Raw genomic sequence first — 21494 nt, 5'->3', positions numbered from 1 at the left:
CGCAGCACACAAGGAATTGACTTTGCAGAGCCCGGCTACCTCCACCACCACCGCATCCCCCGAAGCCACCCCGGCGAACGAACCGGGCGCACCCAGCGTCAGCGGATCACCGCTGGACGCACCGCTGGCGGCCCATACGCCCATGATGCAGCAGTACGTCCAGATCAAGGCCCACTATCCGGACACGCTGGTGCTCTACCGCATGGGCGACTTCTACGAGGTCTTCTGGAGCGATGCCGAAAAAGCTGCACGCCTGCTGGACATCACGCTGACCACCCGCGGCCAGTCCGCCGGTTTTCCGGTCGCCATGGCGGGCGTGCCTTTCCATGCGCTGGAAAGCTATCTGGGCCGCCTGATCAAGATGGGCGAATCGGTGGCGATTTGCGAACAGGTGGGCGAAGTCGGTGCCAGCAAAGGCCCAGTGGAACGCAAGGTGGTGCGCGTGGTCACCCCCGGCACCATCACCGACAGCGAGCTGCTGAACGACAAGCAGGAAGCCATGCTGCTGGCCCTGCACACCGCCGGGCGCCAACGCTGCGGCCTGGCCTGGCTGAGCGTGACGCAGGGCCGCATCCACATGGCCGAATGCGGCGCCGACGAACTGGGTGCATGGCTGGCACGCATCAGCCCCAGCGAGGTGCTGTACAGCGCCGGCGTGACCGAGCGGTTCGAGAAGAACCTGTACGCCCTGCGCCAGTCCAGCACCTTCACCGCACCGCTGACCCCCCGGCCGGATTGGCAGTTCGACAGCGGTCTGGGCAAGCGCAAGCTGCTGGAGCAACTGGGCAGCGCCAACCTGAACGCCTGGAACGCCGAAGACCTGCCGCTGGCCCATGCCGCCTGCGCCGCGCTGCTCAGCTATGCCGAACACACCCAGGGCCGTGCCCTGCCGCATTTGCACAGCATCCAGGTGCAGCGCGACGATGAGCTGATTGCACTGCCGCCGGCCACCTGCCGCAACCTGGAGCTCGTCAAGACACTGCGCGGCGAAGACGCGCCCACGCTGTTTTCGCTGCTGGACACCTGCATGACCGGCATGGGCAGCCGCCTGCTGAAAAACTGGCTGCTGGAGCCCCGCCGCGACCGCAGCCATGCCACCGCCCGCCTGCAGGCCACGCAGGTGCTGCGCGGCCAGGGCAGCGGCACAGCCCCCTGGCAGACGCTGCGCGACGCCCTCAAGGGCGTGAGCGATGTGGAGCGCATCACCGCCCGCACCGCGCTGCGCCAGGTGCGCCCGCGCGAGCTGGTGGCCCTGGGCAAGACGCTGCAGAAAGCGCAGCTGCTGGCCCGCTCCGGGACAGCGCCCTCGGCCTATCTGAATCAGATCTTTGCAGACCTGCAGCCCCCGGAAGGCTGCGCCGAACTGCTGGAGCGCGCCATCCAGGAAGAACCTGCCGCCCTGGTGCGTGACGGCGGTGTGATCGCCACCGGTTTTGACGCCGAGCTGGACGAACTGCGCAGCATCCAGGACAACTGCGACGGCTTTCTGCTGGAGCTGGAAGCCAAGGAAAAGCTGCTGACCAGCATTCCCAATCTGCGCGTGCAGTTCAACAAGGTCCACGGTTTCTACATCGAGATCACCAACAGCTACCGCGACCAGGTGCCGGAACGCTACCGCCGTCGCCAGACACTGAAGAACGCCGAGCGTTACATCACGCCCGAGCTCAAGGCCTTTGAAGACAAGGCCCTGTCCGCCCAGGAACGTGCGCTGCAGCGCGAGAAGTTCCTGTACGAACAGCTGCTGGACCAGCTGCAGCCCCATGTGCCCGGCCTCACCCGCGTGGCCCAGGCCATTGCCGCACTGGATGTGCTGTGCACGCTGGCCGAGCGCAGCCTGACCCTGAACTGGTGCGCCCCCGAATTCAGCAGCCTGCCCTGCATCGAGATCGAAGCCGGCCGCCACCCGGTGGTGGAAGCGCGCATGGCCGAAACCTCGAGCGGCAGCTTCATCCCCAACCACACGCAGCTGAACACCAACACGCGCATGCAGATCATCACCGGCCCGAACATGGGCGGCAAGTCGACCTATATGCGCCAGGTGGCCCTGATCACGCTGCTGGCCAGCATGGGCAGCCATGTGCCCGCCACGCGCTGCCTGCTGGGGCCCATCGATGCCATCCACACCCGCATCGGTGCGGCGGACGACCTGGCCAACGCCCAGTCCACCTTCATGATGGAGATGACCGAGGCCGCGCAGATTCTGCATGCCGCCACACCGCACAGCCTGGTGCTGATGGACGAGATCGGCCGGGGCACCAGCACCTTCGACGGCCTGGCCCTGGCCAGCGGCATTGCCTCGCAGCTGCACGACAAGACCAAGGCCTTCACGCTGTTTGCCACCCATTATTTCGAGCTGACCGACCTGCCTGCCAAGGCCAGGGCAGCCATCAATGTGCACGTGGGTGCCGCCGAGGCCGGCACGGACATTGTGTTTCTGCATGAAATCCAGCCCGGACCGGCCAGCCGCAGCTACGGCATCCATGTCGCCAAGCTGGCCGGCATGCCCGCCGGGGTGCTGAACCACGCCCGCCACGCGCTGGCCACGCTGGAGGAACGCGCCAGCGAGGACCGCCTGCAGGTGGACCTGTTCGAAGCGCCTGCGGCGGCCGAGTCCGGCCCCAGCGCCGGCCCGGTGGATGCGGCCCTGGCCCAGATCAATCCGGACGCCCTCAGCCCCCGCGAAGCGCTGGAGGCGCTGTACCAGCTGAAAAAATTGTCGCAGCAGGTGTGACCCGCTGGTTTCCATCCACTAGCGCCCGCTGCCTGCGGGCGCTGTGCCTGGGTACCTCCGCCATTGGCGCTGACCGGCTGCATTTCGCGGCGCTGTAGCCGCAACTGGTCACATTCCCCTGGCAGTGCACCGGTGCGGGCGGTAATCTGCAGCCATTCCCCACCGCAGGCCCCGTACCTTGAAGGATGCCCTGACCATGCCGACGCCCGCCACATCGCACTCCCCCGCCGCCCTGGATCGCCTGGCCCGCCGCCGGGTACGCGCCAAACTGGGCTGGTGGAGCCACGCAACCATCTACCTGCTCGTCAACCTGGGGCTGTTGGCTCTGAGCTGGTACCAGGGCCGGCACTGGGCCGTGTTCCCGGCCCTGGGCTGGGGCCTGGGTCTGGCACTGCATGGCCTGGCCGTGTTCTGGATGCAGCCCGGCAGCACCGGGATGGAACGCCTGGTCGCCCTCGAACGGGCACGGCTGCAAGCCCAACACCCGCAAGGCTGAGCCCGCATGCAGCCGTTTGCCACCCCGCCCACCCCATCCACTCCGTCCACCGCGGCCGCCCCCCTGTTTGCGCCTTTGCTGCGCCATGCGCCGCTGGTGCTCGCCTTGTGCCTGGGCATCACCATGCTGCGCAGCGCCCTGGTGCCAGCCGACTGGTTGCCCAACCTGTGGTGCTCGCTGGCCATCGGCATCCCCAGCTGGCTGGTGATCGACGCCGGGCGGCTGTGGCTCAGCCGCGGCCAGCCCTACCCCTGGCCGGCGGGCTGGCGTGGCCCTGCACTGGTCATGCTGGGCATGGCGGTGGGGCTGCTGGTGGGGGACATCACGACACGCCTGGTCCTCGGCCACCCGCTGCTGCAGGGCGATATGCTGGTGTCCACCCTGGTAACTACGGCAGTTGCCAATGGCATTGCCTCGCTGCTGTTCTACCTGGGCGGCAAGGCCCATGCGCTGGAAAACCAGGTGACTGCGGTGCAGCGCGACGCGGCTGAAGCCCGGCTCAAGCTGCTGGAAAGCCAGCTGGAGCCGCACATGCTGTTCAACACCCTGGCCAATCTGCGGGTGCTGATTGCCGCCGATCCGGCGCGCGCACAGACCATGCTGGACCAGTTGATCGCCTATCTGCGCGCCACCCTGGGCGCTGCCCGCCAGCCCTGGCACACGCTGGAGGCCGAATTCGCCCGGCTGAACGACTATCTGGCGCTGATGGCCGTGCGCATGGGCCCACGCCTGCACTACCAGCTGCAACTGCCGCCTGCGCTGGCCGGCATACCCGTGGCTCCGCTGCTGCTGCAGCCGCTGGTGGAGAACGCCATCCGCCATGGGCTGGAGCCCCAGCCGGGCCCCGGCCAGATCACGGTGCAGGCCTTGCAACTGGGGCAGGGTGCGGCCGCCCGGCTGCAGCTGCAGGTCACAGACAACGGCGCCGGCCTGCCACCGGACTCTCCCCCTCCAGCGGCGGATGCCCCCACCCTGCCCGACCGCCACTTTGGCCTGCAGCAAGTGCGGGATCGGCTGGCCGGCCTGTACGGAAGCGCGGCGACCCTGGAGCTGAGGACTGTCCCTACAGGCGGCACCAGCGCTACCATCGTATTTCCGTTACCCGGCACCGCACCTTCGCCATGACCTTCCGCGCCCTGATTGCCGAAGACGAACCCCTGCTGGCCCTGGGCTTGCAGCACGCCCTGGCCGAGGCATGGCCCGAACTGGACACCTCCGCCCTGGCCCTGGACGGCATCGCCGCCGTGCAGCAGGCCCTGGCGCTGCAGCCGGATGTGCTGTTCTTCGACATCCGCATGCCGGGCCAGAGCGGACTGGAAGCGGCCGCCGAACTGGCGGACGCCTGGCCGCCCGATCGCCCTTTTCCCGCACTGGTCTTCATCACCGCCTACGACCAGTACGCGGTACAGGCCTTCGAGGCCCAGGCGGCGGACTATCTGCTCAAGCCCGTACAGCCCGAAAGGCTGCGGCGCACGGTGCAGCGGCTGCAGCAGCGGCTGACCGCCCCCCCGGCCCCCTCCCAGATGGACGCCACGCTGGCCCAGCTGCGGGCGTTGCTGGACCTGCCCGCCGCAGCCCCTGCGCGGCTGCAGATGCTGCAAGCCGGCCAGGGCACGCAGATCCACATGGTGGCCGTGGCCGAGGTGCTGTTCCTGGAAGCGGCCGACAAATACGTGCGCGTGTGCACCGCCACCCAGGAATACCTGGTACGCACCCCGCTCAAGGAACTGCTGCCCTGTCTGGACCCGGAACAGTTCTGGCAGGTGCACCGCGGCACGGTGGTACGCGCCAACGCCATTGCCAGCGCCAGCCGGGACGCCAGCGGCCGCCTGAGCCTGCACCTGCGCCAGCGCCCGGAGCGCCTGGCGGTCAGCCGCCTCTACGCACACCGTTTCAAGGCCATGTAAGCAGCCACCAGCCTGGACACCCGCCGTGCGGGCCCGTCGCTTGCTTCCCCCACGCAGCCCCCCAACATTGCGGGCGCACTACACTTGGGCCTTTCGCCGTTTCACTTTTCCACCATGACCTATTGCGTCGCCGTCAAACTCAACGCCGGGCTCGTTTTTCTGTCCGACTCCCGCACCAATGCCGGACTGGACCAGATCAGCTCGTTCCGCAAGATGATGGTCTACGAGAAGACGGGCGACCGCTTCATGGTCCTGCTGTCGGCGGGCAATCTGTCGATCTCGCAATCGGTGCGTGAAATCCTGCAGACCCAGCACATCCGCGACGAGCAGACCGGCGAGATCCTGACCATCTGGAACGTCACCAGCATGTTCGATGCCGCCCGCGTGCTGGGCGCGGCCGTGCGCCATGTGTACGACCGCGATGGCGTGGCCCTCAAGCGCGCCGGTGTGGACTTCAATGTCTCCATGGTGTTTGGCGGCCAGATCAAGGGCGAAGGCCTGCGCCTGTTCCAGGTGTATGCGGCCGGCAACTTCATCGAAGCCACCTATGAAACGCCCTACTTCCAGATCGGCGAATCCAAGTACGGCAAGCCCGTGCTGGACCGCGTGATCACCCCCGACACCCCCTTGGACGAGGCCGCCAAATGCGTGCTGGTGTCCATGGACAGCACGCTCAAGTCCAATCTGTCGGTGGGCCTGCCGCTGGATCTGGTGCTGTACGAGACCGGCAGCTTCCGCTCGGACAAGGTGGTGTGCATCGACGAGTACAACCCCTACTACCGCATGCTCCACGAAAGCTGGGGCGAGCGCCTGCGCCATGTGTTCGACAGCATCGAAGACCCGGCCTGGGAAGGCGAGAAAACCACCACCCCGCTGCGCGTGCACAGCACCCGTGCCCCGCAGCTGAAGAAGATCACCGCACCGTCCGAAAAGCTGGTGTAAGCCATCTGGCCTACAGTGCCTGCCATGCTGCCCGTCATCTTCTCGCACGCCAACAGCTTTCCGGCCGGTACCTATTCGCTGCTGTTTCAGTTGCTGGAGCGGCGCGGCATGGCGGTACAGGCGCTGGACCGTCTGGGCCACGACCCCCGCTTTCCCGTCAGCGACAACTGGCCGCACCTGGTGGAGCAACTGGCGGAATTCGTGCGCAGCCAGACGCCCAAAGGCAGCGAGCCTCCCTATCTGGTGGGGCATTCGCTGGGCGGTTTCGTCAGCGTGATGACGGCCGCCAAATACCCGGAACTGGCCCGCGGCGTGCTGATGCTGGATTCGCCGCTGATCAGCGGCTGGCGTGCCACCACGCTGGGCGTGGCCAAGCGCACCCAGCTGGTGGGCAGCGTCTCGCCCGGCAAGGTCAGCGCCCGCCGCCGGGCGCAGTGGCCGACGATGGACGAGGCACAAAGCTATTTCCACAGCAAGCGCCTGTTCACCCGCTGGCACCCCCAGGTGCTGCAGGACTACCTGACCCACGGGCTGGCGCACGGCGACGACGGGCAGCTGCGCCTGCACTTCACCCGGGAAGTGGAAACCACCATCTACAACACCTTGCCGCACAACCTGGGCAGCTGGCTGTCGCGCAACCCGCTGCGCTGCCCGGTCGCCTTCATCGGCGGACGCTCCTCGCGCGAAATGAAGCAGGTCGGCATGGACCTGACCCAGCGCATCACCCAGGGGCGCATCAGCATCCAGGACGGCACGCACCTGTTCCCCATGGAGCAGCCGGAATCCACGGCGGCCTCCATCGAGGCGGCCTTGCTCAACCTCGAATTCGTGCGCAACCGCGCCAGCCACTGAGCCGTTTTTGCGGAACTGCGTTCCGCGCCCCTTATTGCGGCAGGTCTTCCAGATCCAGCACGCTGTCCCAGGGCAGCCCCTGCAGATCGTCAAAGTGGGCCACCAGCACCCATTGCGCGCCCTGGGCACGTTGTGCCAGCGCCTGGCGGAGATAGGCAATGGAAGGCCGGTCCAGCCCGGCGACCGGCTCATCGATCAGCACCAGATCCGCGCCGCTGGACAGCGCCGCCGCCATCCACAGCTTGCGGGCCGTGCCGGTGGACAGTGCATGCCAGGGCTTGGCCACATCCGCCTGCAGCTGCCACTGTGCAATGTGCGCCTGCCATTGCGCCGCGTTCCAGCGCGGATAGGCCCGGGCCTGCTGGGCCGCCCACTGCAAAGGGGTGCCGGTGGTGGCACCCTGCTGCTCCGGAAAACGGGGATCGACCCAGAACACATCGCCCGGCATCAGCGCCCGGTCGGACCACCCCACCGTCCCCGTACGTGGCGGCTGTGCCCCGGCCAGCGCGCGCAGCAGGCTGCTTTTGCCGGCACCGTCGCCGCCGCGCAGCAAATGCAATCCAGGCTTCCAGGCATGGCTCCACTCCCGGCACAGCTGCCATGCGCCATGGCCCAGTTGCAAGGCCTGCACCTGCAGCTGGCGGAATCGTGCGAAATCGGGTGGAGAAGTCATAGAAGAACAGCAAAGGCAAAAGAAGCGGGAGCCGCCACAACCCACAACCGGGTCGGCTTGGAAGTGCTGCGGTGCCGGCACAGCGCCAGGGCAACGGCACATTCTAGAAAACAGACAGCAGCCTGCTCCACAATAACAGCCGTCTCCCCCACCACCGAACACCATGCGCACCGCCCTGGACTATCTGATTTTTGACTACAGCGAAGACGAGGAAGGCAGCGCCACCTGGGATGCCATGGCCACCGTCACCGCCGACCGCTGGCCGGCCCTGCAGGCGGAAGTGCTGCAGGTGCTGCACTGGGCCGAACAGCAATTTCCCCGCCAGCGCGGCGCACTCGACGAAGGCGCCGCCTGGGACTTCGACATCAGCCTGGGCGACAGCACCGGCCGCGATCTGCGTGCCGTGGTACAGGGCCAGCCGCTGGCGCTGCAGCATGCAGCCCTGCCTGCCACCGGCACTGTGACCTTGACCCTGACGCTCACCGGCCGCGCCGCCTTTGCGGACGCACTGCTGCAGGCCTTCGATCTGGAATGAGCCCCATGGACAGCGCCCCCGCCATCTCCATTCTGATGGTCTGCATGGGCAACATCTGCCGCAGCCCCACGGCCCATGGCGTGATGCGGGCCCGCATTGCGGCGCGCGGCTGGCAGGATCTGGTGCGGGTGGATTCCTGCGGCACCCATGCCTACCATGTGGGCGAACCGGCCGACCAGCGCGCCCGGCAGCATGCGCAGCACCGGGGCTACGACCTGTCGGATCTGCGTGCACGCCAGGTGCAGCCCGAAGACTTTCGCCGCCACGACCTGATTCTGGCCATGGACCACGAAAACATGGCCCGGCTGGAACAGCAATGCCCGCCCGCCTTGCAGCACAAGCTGCAGCTGCTGACCCATTACTGCAGCCGCCACCGCAGTGCCACCGTGCCCGATCCCTACTACGGCGGTACCAACGGCTTTGAAAAAGTGCTGGACCTGGTGGAAGATGCCTGTGATGGCGTGCTGGACCATCTGGCCCACCTACACCCGCAGCTGCCACGGCCCGACTCCACCCCGGGCGAGAGCGCCAAATGATCTGCATCAAGCCTTCGCGTTAACCCTTATTGCTACACAATCAATAGCAACAGACGCAATAAACACCTAGGGAATTCACCGTCACACTGCCGTCAGAAACGGTAGAAAGTGCTCCGTAGAATCGCGCCTTCGTAAGAGTCCGCTGACCTTTTGTTTGCCCGTGCACACCGCCACAGGAACACCCGGTCAGGCGAACCTACGCTTCGCCAATACACGGAGACAACATGCAGGCTTTACTCAAGCTTTCACGAGGAATAGACCGGCTCAACGCGCTGGTCGGCAGATACGTCATCTGGCTCATCCTGGGCGCCACCATCATCAGCGCCCTCAACGCCATCGTGCGCAAGGTGCTGCACACCAGCTCCAATGCCTTCCTGGAAGTGCAGTGGTACCTGTTTGCAGCCTCCTTCCTGCTCGCCGCCGGCTACACGCTGCTGGAGAAGGAACACGTCAAGGTGGACGTGATCAACTCCAAGCTTTCGCTGCGCACCCGGGTATGGATCGACGTGATCGGCTTCGCGCTGTTCCTGACCCCCATGTGCCTGATCGTGCTGTACTACGGCACGCCCTTCTTCCTGCAGGCGCTGCGCACCGGTGAAATGTCCAGCAACGCCGGCGGCCTGATCCGCTGGCCGGTCTATCTGATGATGCCGCTGGGCTTTGGCCTGCTGCTGCTGCAAGGCATCTCCGAATTCATCAAGCGCATTGCCTTCCTGGCCGGGCTGATTGACGACCCCACGGTCAAGATCGTGGAGAAGAGCGCGGAAGAAGAACTGGCAGAAGCCATCCGCAAAGCCGAAGAAGAAGCTGAGCGCACCGGCGCCAAGCGCGCCTGAGCGAGGGAGACACAGCGATGGAATTCATTGCCAACAATATGGCCCCGATCATGTTCGCGGGGCTGATCTGTTTCTTGCTGATCGGCTTCCCCGTGGCCTTCAGCCTGGGCGCCTGCGGCCTGTTCTTTGCCGTGGTCGGCATCGAGCTGGGCGTGCTGCCCGAAGCCCTGATGCAGGCACTGCCGCTGCGCATCTACGGCATCATGCAAAACGAAACGCTGCTTGCGATTCCCTTCTTCACCCTGATGGGGTTGATTCTGGAGCGCAGCGGCATGGCCGAGGATTTGCTCGACACCGTGGGCCAGCTGTTTGGCCCCATCCGCGGTGGCGTGGCGATTGCCGTGATTCTGGTGGGCGCCATGCTGGCCGCCACCACCGGCGTGGTGGCCGCATCGGTGATCTCCATGGGCCTGATCTCGCTGCCCATCATGCTGCGCTACGGTTATGACCGCCGCATCGCATCGGGGGTGATTGCCGCTTCCGGCACGCTGGCGCAGATCATTCCGCCTTCCTTGGTGCTGATCGTGCTGGCCGACCAGCTGGGTCGCAGCGTGGGCGACCTGTACAAGGGTGCCTTTGTTCCCGGCTTCATGCTGGTGGGCATGTACATGGTGCTGATCTTTGCACTGGCCATCTTCAAGCCCGCCATGGTGCCGGCCCTGCCGCCCGAAGCGCGCAGTCTGAAGGAAAAGGACGGCTCCAGCGGCCTGCCTTCGCTGCTGGCCCTGACCGTGCTGTGCGTGGGCGTGTCCCTGTTCGCCGCCCACCACATGGAAACCATCCACACCTGGTTCACCGGTGAAACGGTGGAGAAGGTCGCCACCGACGAGACCATCGTCTTTGCCATGTGCTTTGGCGTGGCCCTGGCCTTTGTGGCCGCGTCCATCAACCGCATCACCCGCATGGGCCTGCTGTCGCATGTGGCCGAGAAGGTCACCTTCGTGCTGATCCCTCCGCTGCTGCTGATCTTCCTGGTCCTGGGCACCATCTTCCTGGGCATTGCCACGCCCACCGAAGGCGGCGCCATGGGCGCCATGGGTGCCATCATCCTGGCCCTGCTGCGCAAGCGCCTGGACTACAAGCTGCTGCGCCAGGCACTGGTCGGCACCACCAAACTGTCGTGCTTTGTGCTGTTCATCCTGATCGGTGCCACCGTGTTCGGCCTGACCTTCCAGGGCGTGGACGGCCCGCTGTGGGTGGAACATCTGCTGGCCGGCCTGCCTGGCGGCCAACTGGGCTTCCTGATCGTCGTGAACATCATGGTGTTCGTGCTGGCCTTCTTCCTGGACTTCTTCGAGCTGTCCTTCATCGTGGTGCCGCTGCTGGCCCCGGTGGCCGACAAGCTGGGCATCGACCTGGTGTGGTTCGGCGTGCTGCTGGCAGTGAACATGCAGACTTCGTTCATGCACCCACCCTTCGGCTTCGCGCTGTTCTTCCTGCGCTCGGTGGCGCCTGAAAAGGAATACACCGACAAGGTGACCAAGAAGCGCATTGCCCCGGTGACCACCTCGCAGATCTACATGGGTGCCATCCCCTTCCTGTGCATCCAGTTGCTGATGGTGGGCCTGATCATTGCCTTCCCGGGCATTGTCTCCAGCGGTCTGGACGAAAAGCAGAATTACGATCTGGACAAGGTGCGCGAACAGATGGAAGCCGATATGCCGGCGCCCATCGACTTCGAGAACCCCACGCTGGAAGGCGGTGCCCCCGATGCCGGTGCAGCCCCCGCCGCCCCGGCCGAGGACGACCCTATGAAAGCCATGGAAGACGCGATGAAGAACGAGCAGCCCAAATAAGCTGCAGCGCTCCGCACACCATCAGCCCCTGCGCTTCGGCCCAGGGGCTTTTTTGTGGGCTACGCCACAGTGGCCTCATCCCGCGCGAACACCCACCCGCGGCATGGCGCATGCATGCTTGCGAGCAAAGTCACCGCGTACACCTTGCCCAATCTATTGAATTTGCTACTGTTTTAGATACAACAGTACCACCTGGCGCCCCAGAGGCCGCGTGCTGGCTGTCAAGCATTTCCGGCCTGCAGCCCGGTCATCTGCACCCCAACCCCGCCCGCCGCGTACACTGGCTGCGGGTGCCCGCCACATGCGGTGGTGACGGCAGGTGAATCTTCATGCGCAGGTCGGGCCGCCGGCGCACTCCCTGCCGAAAGTCCGTCCACCGTGCACTCCCGTGACCCCATGGGCCAGGCGCGCCTGTCCGCGCCCCCTGCCCAGATCCACTCTGATTTCCCCACGCCCTCGGCCCGCATCCCCCGGATGCAGCAGGCCACCGACAGCGCGCTTCGCCACCTCGGCCGCGTCCTGGACATCGAGGCCATGAGCGGCATCGTGCTGCTGCTGGCCGCCACCGTGGCACTGCTGTGGGCCAACTCGCCCTGGGCGCAAAGCTACGTTGACACCTGGCACGCTCCCCTGGCGTTGACGATCGGCCCCTGGTCCGTCACCACCGATTTGCATTTCTTCGTGAACGATGTGCTGATGACCATTTTCTTTCTGGTCGTGGGCATGGAAATCCGCCGTGAAATCCACAACGGCGCGCTCTCCAGCCTCGGCCAGGCCAGCCTGCCGGTGATGGCGGCCATCGGCGGCGTGGCCGTGCCTGCACTGATCTATGTAGCGTTCGCGGCCGGTGACAGACAGCTGCTCAACGGCTGGGCCATCCCCACGGCCACCGACATTGCCTTTGCCGTGGGCGTGCTGGCACTGCTGGGCAGGTCTGTTCCGGGGCCGCTGCGCATCTTCCTGCTGGCCCTGGCCATCATCGACGATATCATGGCCGTGCTGATCATTGCCTTCTTCTACTCGGGCGGGCTGGACTATAGCGGCTTTGGCATTGCCTTCATCGGCCTGTTGCTGGTGCTGCTGTTCAACCGCATGGGCGTGGCCAGCGCATGGCTGTACCTGCTGCCCGGCACCGTGCTGTGGTGGGGCCTGCTGAAAACCGGTGCCCACCCCACCCTGGCCGGTGTGGTGCTGGGGCTGATGACCCCCGTGGCCTTGCGCCCAGCCCCACGCCACCAGCTGGAAGTGGCACAACAAGCGCTGTCGCGCGTGCAGGTTCAGGCCCGGGCCGGCAATGTGGATGTGCAACTGCTGCACCACGAACTGCGCGTGGCCGCCACGGCGCAGCGCGATCTGCTGGCCCCGGTGTTCCGACTTCCCCCGCTGCTGCACCCCTGGGTGGCGTTTGGCGTGATGCCGATCTTTGCCCTGGCCAATGCCGGCGTGCAGTTCGGCGGCGTGGACCTGACCGCCTCCGGCCCCGCCACCGTGGCGCTGGGGGTGGCAGCGGCCCTGGTCCTGGGCAAGCCCATCGGGGTGTTCCTGGCCACCTGGCTGGCCGTCAAGACCGGTCTGTGCCGGATGCCCCAGGGCGTGACCTGGCCAGGCGTGGTGCTGGTGGGCATGCTGGCGGGCATCGGCTTCACCATGGCCATCTTTGTGGGGGGACTGGCCTTTGCCGAGCCACAGCTGCTGGCCGCCGCCAAGATGGGCATTCTGGGCGCATCGGCCACGGCCGCGGTGCTGGGCCTGCTGTATGGCTGGGCCGTGCGCCAGCGCCTGCAGCACTGACCGCAGCGGGAGTTCCCGCACTCCCGCCTTGCCACAAAAAAACCGGGCCATGGCCCGGTTTTTGGGGTGTGCAGCGCAGAGCGTGCTCACATCTTCTGCGCCGACATGAAGTTGTCGAAGCGCGACTCGGCAAAGCGGAACCACAGGATCTGGTCACGCTGGAAGTTGCGGTAGTCGGCGTAGATCTTCTTCCAGTCCGGATTGCTGTTGTCCAGGCTGGCGTACAGCTCCATGGTGGCCTTGAACGACGCATCCATCACGGTCTGCGGGAACGGCAGCACCTTGGCCTTGGCAGCCACCAGCTGCTTCAGCGCGCCGGGGTTGCGGGCGTCGTAGCGGGCCTGGGTGGTCACGTGGGCTTCGTAGGCAGCCGACTTGACCAGGGCTTTCTGCTCGTTGGTCAGGCTGTTGAAGGCCTTGTCGTTGATGTAGAAGGACAGGTTCAGCGAACCTTCCCACCAGCCGGGGTAGTAGTAGAACGGCGCCACCTTGTTCAGGCCCAGCTTCAGGTCGTCGTACGGGCCGATCCATTCGGCCGCATCGATGGTGCCCTTTTCCAGCGACTGGTAGATTTCACCGGCCGGAATGTTCTGCGGCACGGCACCCAGCTTTTCCAGCACCTTGCCGGCAAAGCCGCCCACGCGGAACTTCAGACCCTTGATGTCTTCGGTGCTCTTCACTTCCTTGCGGAACCAGCCACCCATCTGCGCGCCGGTGTTGCCACCCGGCAGCGGCACGATGTTGTACTTGGCGTAGAACTCGGTCATCAGCTTGGAGCCATTGCCATCCACCATCCAGGAGGTCAGCTGGCGCGAGTTCATGCCGAAGGGAATGGCACCGCCGATGGCAAACACTTCGTTCTTGCCGAAGAAGTAGTAAGGCGCGGTGTGGGCCATTTCCACGGTGCCGTTCTGCACACCGTCCACCACGTTGAAAGCGGGCATCAGCTCGCCGGCCTGGTGCACGGAGACTTCGAACTTGCCACCCGACATGGCCTTGATGGACTGGGCAAACACTTCGGCCGAGCCGTAGATGGTGTCCAGCGATTTGGGGAAGCTCGACGCAATGCGCCAGCGCACCACGGGTTGTGCATGCACGGCCGGGGCTGCGGCGGCAGCCAGCACGCCGGCAATGCCGGCATTCTTCAATACGGAACGACGATCCATTGACCTCTCCTTGTGTTGTCGCAAGTTACGGGAAATTGATCCGCTTCTGCGGCGGATTCAGGGAACAAAAAAGCCGGCCATCATCCGATGTGCATCGGATGGCAATGCCGGCTCGCAGGGGATGCTGCAACCTTCCCCTGGCGGAACGGGTTGCAGCATGGAACGCCAATCAGAGCTTGATCGACGCCATGTAGCTGTTGTAGCGGAACTCCGAGAAGCGTTCCCACAGCAGTTGGTCGCGCTGGAAGGCGCGCATGTCCTGGTGGATCTTCTTGAACTCGGGCGACTTGGCTTCGTGCTCGGCAAAGACTTCCATCGAGGCCTTGTAGCCGGCGTCCATCACGTCCTTGGGGAAGGCCTTGAGGACGGTCTTGTCGGCCACCAGCTTCTTGAGGGCAACGGGGTTGAAGGCGTCGTACTTGGACGTCATGTCGCGGGCCGCCACACGGGTGGCTGCATCCACAATGGCCTTGTTCTCGACCGACAGCGCCGCATAGGCCTTGGCGTTGACGAAGAACTCCAGCTCCGCACCGCCTTCCCACCAGCCGGGGTAGTAGTAGTAGGGAGCAACCTTGTTGAAGCCCAGCTTCTGGTCGTCGTAGGGGCCCACGAACTCGGTGGCGTCCAGCGTGCCCTTTTCCAGCGCCTGGTACACATCGCCGGCAGGCATGTTCTGCGAGACCACGCCCAGCTTGGCCATGGCTTCACCGAACAGGCCGCCGCCCAGGCGCATCTTCAGCCCCTTCAGGTCGGCGACGGACTTGATTTCCTTGCGGTACCAGCCGCCCATCTGGGTGCCGGTGTTGCCTGCGCTGTAGCTCTTGATGTTGTAGTTGGCGCAGAAGGCATCGAACAGCTTGCGGCCGTTGCCGTGCTCCATCCAGGCATCCATCTGGCGTGCGGTCAGGCCGAAAGGCACGGCGCAGCCAAAGGCGAAGATGGAGTTCTTGCCGGTGAAGTAGTAAGGCGCGGTCTGCGCCATTTCGATGGTGCTGTTTTCCAGCGCATCCACCACGCCGAAGGCGGGCATCAGTTCGCCAGCGGCATGCACCGAGACTTCGAACTTGCCGCCCGACAGGGCCTTGACCGTCTGAGAGAATTTTTCCGCGCTACCAAAGATGGTGTCCAGCGACTTGGGGAAGCTCGAAGCCAGGCGCCAACGCACAGCCGCTTGGGCATGCACGGCGGGGGCTGCACCGGCAGCCAGTACGCCAGCCAAGCCAGCCTGTTTGATAAGGGAACGACGGTCCATTTTCTCTCCTAATATTGCACTTTCGGCTACACACACTGCAGCACACCGGCTACAGCAGCGGAGCGTGCGGCATTGTAGGAATGGAAAAACGCCAGCCCCGCGCGGGTTAACCCCGAAACCAGGGGATAGCCCGCACCCGTCTTCAGTGTTGTGTCAGCGTCATGCATGCGGCGCACCAGCGCCGGTATGCGAAACAATGGCGCAAAAAAAGCCGCCCCGAAGGCGGCTTGGTGCGTGATGCCGGCAGGCAGCGCAGCTGGGCGTCATGGCGCCATGAAGCGCGCCCGGATGGAAGCTTCCATGCCCGCCGCGTCCAGGCCTTGCAGGGCCAGCAGCTTGGCGGGGTCGCCATGCTCGATGAACTGGTCGGGCAGGCCCAGGTGCAGCAGCGGCTTGGTGATGCCGGCGGCAGCCAGCGCCTCGCCCACAGCAGAGCCGGCTCCGCCCATGACGCAGCCCTCTTCCACGGTGACGATCGCATCGTGCTCGGCCGCCACCTGGCGCAGCAGTTCCTCGTCCAGCGGCTTGGCCCAGCGCATATTGACCACAGTGGCATCCAGCGCCTCGCCCGCCGCCAGGGCGGGATACAGCAAGCTGCCAAAAGCCAGGATGGCGATCTTCTTGGTGGCCGAGCTGCGGCGGATTTCCCCCTTGCCGAACGGCAGGCCGTCCAGGCTTTCCAGCGGCGTCATGCCCACGCCGGCACCGCGCGGATAGCGCACGCAGACAGGGTGGTTCTGCGCGTAAGCCGTGCTCAGCAGCTGGCGGGTTTCGCGCTCGTCGGCAGGACAGGCCATGCTCATGTTCGGGATGCAGCGCACAAAGGCGATGTCGTAGGCACCGGCATGGGTGGCGCCGTCGGCCCCCACCAGACCCGCGCGGTCCAGCGCAAACACCACCGGCAGGTTCTGCAGCGCCACGTCGTGGATCAGCTGGTCATAGGCGCGCTGCAAAAAGGTGGAATAGATCGCCACCACGGGTTTGAGGCCTTCGCAGGCCATGCCGCCGGCAAAGGTCACGGCATGCTGCTCGGCAATGCCCACGTCGTGGTAGCGGCCGGGGAAGCGCTTGTGGAACTCCACCATGCCCGAGCCCTCGCGCATGGCCGGCGTGATGCCCACCAGACGCTGGTCCTGGGCTGCCATGTCGCACAGCCACTGGCCGAACACCTGCGTGAACGTCTGCTTGGCCGGTGCGGCCGGCTTGACCAGGCCCACGGCCGGATCGAACTTGCCCGGACCATGGTAGGCCACAGGGTCGGCCTCGGCCAGCTTGTAGCCCTGGCCTTTCTTGGTGACCACGTGCAGGAACTGCGGGCCCTTCAGGCCCTTGATGTTTTCCAGCGTGGGGATCAGCGAATCCAGGTCATGCCCATCGATGGGGCCGATGTAGTTGAAGCCGAACTGCTCGAACATGGTGGCAGGCACCACCATGCCCTTGGCCTGCTGCTCCAGACGCTTGGCCAGCTCCAGCAACGGAGGCACCTGCTTGAGCACGCTCTTGCCCATATCCCGGGCCTTGGCGTAGAACTGGCCGCTCATCAGCTGGGCCAGGTAGCGGTTCAGCGCGCCCACGGGCGGGCTGATGCTCATGTCGTTGTCGTTCAAGATGACGAGCAGATTGGCGTCCGCCACGCCGCCGTTGTTCAGCGCTTCAAATGCCATGCCGGCCGTCATGGCCCCATCGCCGATCACGGCAATGGCGCGGCGGTTTTCACCCTTTTGCTTGGCGGCCAGGGCCATGCCCAGTGCAGCCGAGATGCTGGTGGACGAGTGCCCGGCACCGAACGCGTCGTACTCGCTTTCGGTGCGCAGGGGAAAGCCCGAAATCCCGTCCAGCTGGCGCAGCGTGGACATGCGCTCGCGCCGGCCGGTCAGGATCTTGTGCGGGTAGGTCTGGTGGCCCACATCCCAGACGATGCGGTCATACGGCGTATCGAACACCGCATGCAGCGCCACGGTCAGCTCCACCGTGCCCAGGTTCGAGCTCAGGTGGCCGCCGGTCTGGGAGACGCTGTCGATCACATAGTTGCGCAACTCGGACGCCAGTGCCTTCAGGTTGCCACGCGGCATGGCGCGCAGGTCGGCAGGCGCATTCACTTTCTGCAGCAGAGGGTAGGCGTTGGTGGTCATCAGCTCTTTTTTTACGGGCTGCCTTGGCGCTTGCAGGGCGCCTCGGCAGCTGTTTTTCATCAATAGGGCGGGCTTTGCAGCCCGGTGGGCAGCGTGCCGCTGGCAGTCAGTGCGAGCGGTCCACCACCATATGGGCCAGGGCCCGCAACGCCTGCGTATCGCGCAGGCCGCTGCGTTCCAGGGCCGCCAGTGATTCTTGCAGCAATGCTGCCGCATGGCGGCGGGCGCCATCCAAACCCATCAGCGACACATAGGTAGGCTTGTCGTTGGCGGCGTCCTTGCCGGCGGTCTTGCCCAGGGTGGCGGAATCGGCCACCACGTCCAGCACATCGTCCACCACCTGGAATGCCAGGCCCAGCGCTGCACCGTAGTCCTTCAGCGCCTGCTGGGTCACAGCAGCGACCTGTCCGCAGGCCGCTCCCATCAGCACGCTGCCTTCCAGCAGGGCCCCGGTTTTCAGACGGTGCATCTGGCGCAGCTGGTCTTCGCTCAAAGGCAGGCCCACGCTGGCCAGGTCGATGGCCTGGCCGCCTGCCATACCCTGCGCTCCCGCTGCGGCCCCCAGCAGGCGGCACAGCCGGGCCTGCATGGCGTCGGGCACGGCCTCGCCTTCGGGCGTCAGCAGCTCGAAGGCCAGCGCCTGCAGCGCATCGCCAGCCAGCAGCGCACGGGCTTCGCCAAACGCCACATGCACCGTGGGCTTGCCACGGCGCAACACATCGTTATCCATGCAGGGCATGTCGTCATGCACCAGCGAATAGGCATGGATCAGCTCCACGGCGCAGGCCGCGCGCAGCGCGGCCTCGGCATTGCCCTGCACCGCTTCGGAAGCGGCCAGTACCAGCAGCGGGCGCAGGCGTTTGCCGCCATCCAGCACGGCATAGCGCATGGCCTCCCCCAGACCGGCAGGCGCACTCACCCCCACCCATGCGGAAAGCGCGGCCTCCGTGCGCTGCAACTGCACCTGGCTCCAGGCGTTCAGATCGAATGCCTGTGCCGTCACGTCCTCACTCATTGCTTCCATCACTCCTGGGCCCATTTCTTCAGAGTCTCGCCGTCCAATACCTTGATCTGCGCCTCCACCCCGTCGAGCTGTTCGCGGCAATACGCAAGCAGCACCGAGGCACGGCGGTAGCCCGTCAGCATGTCGTTCAGTGGCAGCTGGCCCGACTCCATGCGCACCGCCAGTTGCTCCAGCTCGGCAACGGCGGCTTCATAGCTGTCGGGCGTCTCAATCGGATCGGGTACAGGAGAAGCCTTTTTGGGCATGGCAACGCTCGGGTGAAAGAAAACCGTCGATTTTAGGCGCAGCACCTCCCTCCCGCCGTCGCCCACGTCCACAGATTCCCCGCGCTGGTGCAGCCTGCCGCTGCCAGGGCCGGTCCGGGGGGCCCAGCCGGGCTACAAAGCCCTTACAAAGCGCTTGGCATTAACCAGAAATGCCAATACACATACGGGGGGAACGGAAATAACCCCACCACCTATAATCCCATTCCCGTCGAACCGGCCCCACTGCCTGTGCAGCCAGGCGGACTCCAGCCTCCGGAAGCTTTTCCGGCCCAGGCGTTGTCCGCTTCCTGCCAGCCGCATGGCCGGTTTTTCTTTTCATCGCGTGCGCACGCGCACCCTCCCTGTGGGGAGTCTTTAGGTCAGGTCACCCATGTCTGATTTAAGTCTTCAACTGCAGCAGGCCGCCAGCCAACTACCAGTTTCCAGCTATTTCGATGAAGCGCTGTTCCAGCGCGAAATGGCAACCATCTTCCAGCGAGGACCACGCTATGTGGGCCACGCCATCTCTGTCCCCCATGTGGGCGACTACTACGCCCTGCCGCAGGAAAACGAAGGCCGCGCCCTGGTGCGCAATGCCAACGGCAAGGTCGAGCTGGTCTCCAACATCTGCCGCCACCGCCAGGCCATCATGCTCAAGGGCCGTGGCAACCTGCTGGAAGAAGGCAAGGGACACGCTGGCGGCAACATCGTCTGCCCGCTGCACCGCTGGACCTACAGCCCCGGTGGCGAACTGCTGGGCGCGCCCCATTTCAGCCACGATCCCTGCCTGAACCTGAACAACTACCCGCTCCAGGAATGGAACGGCCTGCTGTTCGAGGCCAATGGCCGCGACGTGCACGCCGATCTGGCGGGCATGCAGCTCAAGGAGCAGCTGAGTTTCGAGGGCTTTGTGCTCAGCCATGTGGAAATGCACACGTGCAACTACAACTGGAAGACCTTCATCGAAGTCTATCTGGAGGACTACCACGTCGGCCCCTTCCACCCCGGCCTGGGCAATTTCGTCACCTGTGACGATCTGACGTGGGAATTCGCCAAGGAATACTCGGTGCAGACCGTGGGCGTGGCGCCTAGCTTCGGCAACCCCGGCTCGGACGTGTACAAGAAGTGGCATGAGGTGCTGCTGCAGTACCGCAACGGCCAGTTGCCCGAGCGCGGTGCCATCTGGCTGACCTACTACCCTCACATCATGGTGGAGTGGTATCCGCACGTGCTCACGGTCTCGACGCTGCACCCCATCAGCCCGACCCAGACCATGAACGTGGTCGAGTTCTACTACCCCGAGGAAATCGCGGCCTTCGAGCCGGAATTCGTCGAGGCGCAAAAAGCCGCCTACATGGAAACCGCCATCGAGGACGACGAGATTGGCGAACGCATGGACGCGGGCCGCCGTGCCCTGCTGGCGCGCGGCGACAACGAAGTGGGTCCCTACCAGAGCCCCATGGAAGACGGCATGCAGCATTTCCACGAGTGGTATCGATCCACGATGGGTGAGCACGTCCCGCGATCTTGAGTTTTTTGCTAGCATTCCCAAGCTGCCTGCGCTGAATTTGTCAGCGCAGGCAGCTTTTTTTCGTTCTGACTGGCGGACCCAATGCAAGTGCTGTGGATGGTGATGAGTACATTCCTCTTCTCGACGATGGGGGTGTGCATCAAATATGCGTCGGACAGCTTCAACACCGCCGAGATCGTCTTCTACCGCGGCCTGATGGGCATGGTCATCCTGTGGGCGCTGTCGTCCTCGCAGGGTGTCAGCCTCAAGACCAAGCACCCGCTGATGCATGTCTGGCGCAGTGCCGTGGGTGTCACCTCCATGGGCTGCTGGTTCTACGCCCTCACCCAGATCCCGCTGGCCAGCGCCATGACGCTGAACTACATGAGCAGCCTGTGGATTGCCGTCATCATGCTGGCCGGCGCCGCCTGGACGCTGCGCCCCAGCTACCAGGGCCAGCGCCAGGCACTGAACATTCCGCTGGTCATCACCATCGCCATCGGCTTTGCCGGCGTGGTGCTGATGCTGCAACCCAGTTTCGCCAAGGACCAGACCGCTCCTGCGCTGATCGGCCTGTCTTCCGGTCTGCTTTCCGCCCTGGCCTATATGCAGCTGGGCGCCCTGGCCCGCATCGGCGAGCCGGAAAGCCGCACCGTCTTCTACTTCGGCCTGGGCTCCGCGCTGATGGGCCTGGGCGGCATGGTCTTCATGGGGGTGTCGGACTGGCCGGGCTGGCAGCAGGCCTTGTGGCTGCTGCCCATCGGCGTGCTGGCCGCCGGCGGCCAGATCACGCTGACCAAGGCCTACTCCAGCGCCAAGACCCGCAAGGGCACGCTGGTGGCCGCCAATCTGCAGTACTCGGGCATTGTGTTCGCCAGTCTCTACAGCATCTTCTTGTTCGGAGACCACCTGGGCACCGCCGGCTGGACCGGCATGGTGCTGATCACCTTCTGCGGCATTGCCGCCTCCATCTTCCGCGCCCGCGGGGCCACACAGCCGGCCCCTGCTCCGGCTTCGGCGCCGGGCACCGACATGCCCTCCAGCAACCACTGAGACCCCAACCCGCCTTC

Annotated in this window: 19 protein-coding genes; 13 read left to right on the top strand and 6 right to left on the bottom strand. The window is 65.2% G+C overall.

Annotated elements, in window-relative coordinates; translation table 11 throughout:
* Positions 1 to 142: 142 nt before the first annotated feature.
* From mutS to CT3_RS05765, 6 genes are all read left to right on the top strand, one after another.
* Positions 143 to 2731, top strand: coding sequence for a DNA mismatch repair protein MutS (gene mutS / locus CT3_RS05790; protein WP_066539521.1), 2589 nt, complete (start codon positions 143 to 145; stop codon positions 2729 to 2731).
* Between the two features lie 196 nt (positions 2732 to 2927).
* Entirely contained in the window at positions 2928 to 3227 is a 300-nt protein-coding gene (locus CT3_RS05785; protein WP_066539523.1) for a 2TM domain-containing protein, read from the top strand.
* Between the two features lie 6 nt (positions 3228 to 3233).
* Positions 3234 to 4352 (top strand): sensor histidine kinase, encoded by a 1119-nt coding sequence (locus CT3_RS05780; RefSeq protein ID WP_066539226.1) that lies wholly within the window; start codon positions 3234 to 3236, stop codon positions 4350 to 4352.
* Positions 4349 to 5134, top strand: coding sequence for a LytR/AlgR family response regulator transcription factor (locus tag CT3_RS05775; RefSeq protein WP_066539227.1), 786 nt, complete (start codon positions 4349 to 4351; stop codon positions 5132 to 5134). The genes CT3_RS05780 and CT3_RS05775 overlap by 4 nt, the downstream gene beginning before the upstream one ends.
* Positions 5135 to 5248: 114 nt before the next feature.
* Positions 5249 to 6076 carry a proteasome-type protease gene (locus tag CT3_RS05770; RefSeq protein WP_066539228.1) on the top strand — a complete coding sequence of 276 codons (828 nt, stop codon included), beginning with the start codon at positions 5249 to 5251 and terminating at the stop codon, positions 6074 to 6076.
* A gap of 24 nt (positions 6077 to 6100) precedes the next feature.
* Positions 6101 to 6928 carry an alpha/beta fold hydrolase gene (locus CT3_RS05765; RefSeq protein ID WP_066539233.1) on the top strand — a complete coding sequence of 276 codons (828 nt, stop codon included), beginning with the start codon at positions 6101 to 6103 and terminating at the stop codon, positions 6926 to 6928.
* 31 nt (positions 6929 to 6959) lie between these two features.
* On the opposite strand, the gene CT3_RS05760 is transcribed toward CT3_RS05765, so the two are convergent.
* Positions 6960 to 7601 (bottom strand): ABC transporter ATP-binding protein, encoded by a 642-nt coding sequence (locus CT3_RS05760; RefSeq protein ID WP_066539235.1) that lies wholly within the window; start codon positions 7599 to 7601, stop codon positions 6960 to 6962.
* A gap of 163 nt (positions 7602 to 7764) precedes the next feature.
* Here CT3_RS05760 and CT3_RS05755 point away from each other — a divergent pair, with 163 nt between their 5' ends.
* The 5 genes from CT3_RS05755 (at position 7765) to nhaA (ending at position 13095) form a co-directional block, all read left to right on the top strand.
* On the top strand, positions 7765 to 8136 hold the full coding sequence (locus tag CT3_RS05755; protein WP_066539237.1) for a hypothetical protein: 372 nt from the start codon (positions 7765 to 7767) through the stop codon (positions 8134 to 8136).
* Positions 8137 to 8141: 5 nt separating this feature from the next.
* Complete coding sequence (locus CT3_RS05750) at positions 8142 to 8672, top strand: low molecular weight protein-tyrosine-phosphatase (protein ID WP_066539525.1); 531 nt, start codon at positions 8142 to 8144, stop codon at positions 8670 to 8672.
* 224 nt (positions 8673 to 8896) lie between these two features.
* Complete coding sequence (locus tag CT3_RS05745) at positions 8897 to 9508, top strand: TRAP transporter small permease subunit (RefSeq protein WP_066539239.1); 612 nt, start codon at positions 8897 to 8899, stop codon at positions 9506 to 9508.
* Positions 9509 to 9525: 17 nt separating this feature from the next.
* Positions 9526 to 11304, top strand: a complete 1779-nt coding sequence (locus CT3_RS05740; RefSeq protein ID WP_066539241.1) for a TRAP transporter large permease — start codon at positions 9526 to 9528, stop codon at positions 11302 to 11304.
* Between the two features lie 474 nt (positions 11305 to 11778).
* Positions 11779 to 13095 (top strand): Na+/H+ antiporter NhaA, encoded by a 1317-nt coding sequence (gene nhaA, locus CT3_RS05735; protein WP_098066344.1) that lies wholly within the window; start codon positions 11779 to 11781, stop codon positions 13093 to 13095.
* An 86-nt stretch (positions 13096 to 13181) separates the two neighbouring features.
* Here nhaA and CT3_RS05730 read toward each other — a convergent pair whose 3' ends face one another.
* From CT3_RS05730 to xseB, 5 genes are all read right to left on the bottom strand, one after another.
* Positions 13182 to 14261 (bottom strand): TRAP transporter substrate-binding protein, encoded by a 1080-nt coding sequence (locus CT3_RS05730; RefSeq protein ID WP_066539245.1) that lies wholly within the window; start codon positions 14259 to 14261, stop codon positions 13182 to 13184.
* 169 nt (positions 14262 to 14430) lie between these two features.
* On the bottom strand, positions 14431 to 15513 hold the full coding sequence (locus tag CT3_RS05725; protein ID WP_066539247.1) for a type 2 periplasmic-binding domain-containing protein: 1083 nt from the start codon (positions 15511 to 15513) through the stop codon (positions 14431 to 14433).
* Between the two features lie 263 nt (positions 15514 to 15776).
* The gene (gene dxs, locus CT3_RS05720) at positions 15777 to 17645 is read right to left on the bottom strand and encodes a 1-deoxy-D-xylulose-5-phosphate synthase (RefSeq protein ID WP_066539250.1); all 1869 of its coding nucleotides are present in this window, start codon (positions 17643 to 17645) and stop codon (positions 15777 to 15779) included.
* 106 nt (positions 17646 to 17751) lie between these two features.
* Positions 17752 to 18669: a polyprenyl synthetase family protein gene (locus CT3_RS05715; RefSeq protein ID WP_066539252.1), complete on the bottom strand. Its 918-nt coding sequence runs from the start codon at positions 18667 to 18669 to the stop codon at positions 17752 to 17754.
* Entirely contained in the window at positions 18669 to 18914 is a 246-nt protein-coding gene (gene xseB / locus CT3_RS05710) for an exodeoxyribonuclease VII small subunit (protein WP_066539257.1), read from the bottom strand. The genes CT3_RS05715 and xseB overlap by 1 nt, the downstream gene beginning before the upstream one ends.
* Positions 18915 to 19305: 391 nt before the next feature.
* Between xseB and CT3_RS05705 the strand changes: the two genes are divergently transcribed.
* Together CT3_RS05705 and CT3_RS05700 are read left to right on the top strand one after the other, a co-directional pair.
* A complete protein-coding gene (locus tag CT3_RS05705) occupies positions 19306 to 20445 on the top strand; it encodes an aromatic ring-hydroxylating oxygenase subunit alpha (protein WP_066539260.1) in 1140 nt (379 codons plus the stop codon).
* Positions 20446 to 20526: 81 nt separating this feature from the next.
* The gene (locus CT3_RS05700; RefSeq protein ID WP_066539261.1) at positions 20527 to 21477 is read left to right on the top strand and encodes a DMT family transporter; all 951 of its coding nucleotides are present in this window, start codon (positions 20527 to 20529) and stop codon (positions 21475 to 21477) included.
* Positions 21478 to 21494: the final 17 nt, after the last annotated feature.

This window comes from Comamonas terrigena NBRC 13299, from assembly GCF_006740045.1.
Lineage (GTDB): Bacteria > Pseudomonadota > Gammaproteobacteria > Burkholderiales > Burkholderiaceae_C > Comamonas > Comamonas terrigena.
Note: the sequence above shows the minus strand (reverse complement) of the source record. Positions and strands in the feature narration are given on the sequence as shown.

Bases quoted from the DNA above. Each gene is read 5' to 3' on its own strand.
- mutS (WP_066539521.1), top strand. From the start codon at position 143: ATGATGCAGCAGTACGTCCAGATCAAGGCCCACTATCCGGACACGCTG.
- CT3_RS05785 (WP_066539523.1), top strand. From the start codon at position 2,928: ATGCCGACGCCCGCCACATCGCACTCCCCCGCCGCCCTGGATCGCCTG.
- CT3_RS05780 (WP_066539226.1), top strand. From the start codon at position 3,234: ATGCAGCCGTTTGCCACCCCGCCCACCCCATCCACTCCGTCCACCGCG.
- CT3_RS05775 (WP_066539227.1), top strand. From the start codon at position 4,349: ATGACCTTCCGCGCCCTGATTGCCGAAGACGAACCCCTGCTGGCCCTG.
- CT3_RS05770 (WP_066539228.1), top strand. From the start codon at position 5,249: ATGACCTATTGCGTCGCCGTCAAACTCAACGCCGGGCTCGTTTTTCTG.
- CT3_RS05765 (WP_066539233.1), top strand. From the start codon at position 6,101: ATGCTGCCCGTCATCTTCTCGCACGCCAACAGCTTTCCGGCCGGTACC.
- CT3_RS05760 (WP_066539235.1), bottom strand. From the start codon at position 7,601: ATGACTTCTCCACCCGATTTCGCACGATTCCGCCAGCTGCAGGTGCAG.
- CT3_RS05755 (WP_066539237.1), top strand. From the start codon at position 7,765: ATGCGCACCGCCCTGGACTATCTGATTTTTGACTACAGCGAAGACGAG.
- CT3_RS05750 (WP_066539525.1), top strand. From the start codon at position 8,142: ATGGACAGCGCCCCCGCCATCTCCATTCTGATGGTCTGCATGGGCAAC.
- CT3_RS05745 (WP_066539239.1), top strand. From the start codon at position 8,897: ATGCAGGCTTTACTCAAGCTTTCACGAGGAATAGACCGGCTCAACGCG.
- CT3_RS05740 (WP_066539241.1), top strand. From the start codon at position 9,526: ATGGAATTCATTGCCAACAATATGGCCCCGATCATGTTCGCGGGGCTG.
- nhaA (WP_098066344.1), top strand. From the start codon at position 11,779: ATGCAGCAGGCCACCGACAGCGCGCTTCGCCACCTCGGCCGCGTCCTG.
- CT3_RS05730 (WP_066539245.1), bottom strand. From the start codon at position 14,261: ATGGATCGTCGTTCCGTATTGAAGAATGCCGGCATTGCCGGCGTGCTG.
- CT3_RS05725 (WP_066539247.1), bottom strand. From the start codon at position 15,513: ATGGACCGTCGTTCCCTTATCAAACAGGCTGGCTTGGCTGGCGTACTG.
- dxs (WP_066539250.1), bottom strand. From the start codon at position 17,645: ATGACCACCAACGCCTACCCTCTGCTGCAGAAAGTGAATGCGCCTGCC.
- CT3_RS05715 (WP_066539252.1), bottom strand. From the start codon at position 18,669: ATGGAAGCAATGAGTGAGGACGTGACGGCACAGGCATTCGATCTGAAC.
- xseB (WP_066539257.1), bottom strand. From the start codon at position 18,914: ATGCCCAAAAAGGCTTCTCCTGTACCCGATCCGATTGAGACGCCCGAC.
- CT3_RS05705 (WP_066539260.1), top strand. From the start codon at position 19,306: ATGTCTGATTTAAGTCTTCAACTGCAGCAGGCCGCCAGCCAACTACCA.
- CT3_RS05700 (WP_066539261.1), top strand. From the start codon at position 20,527: ATGCAAGTGCTGTGGATGGTGATGAGTACATTCCTCTTCTCGACGATG.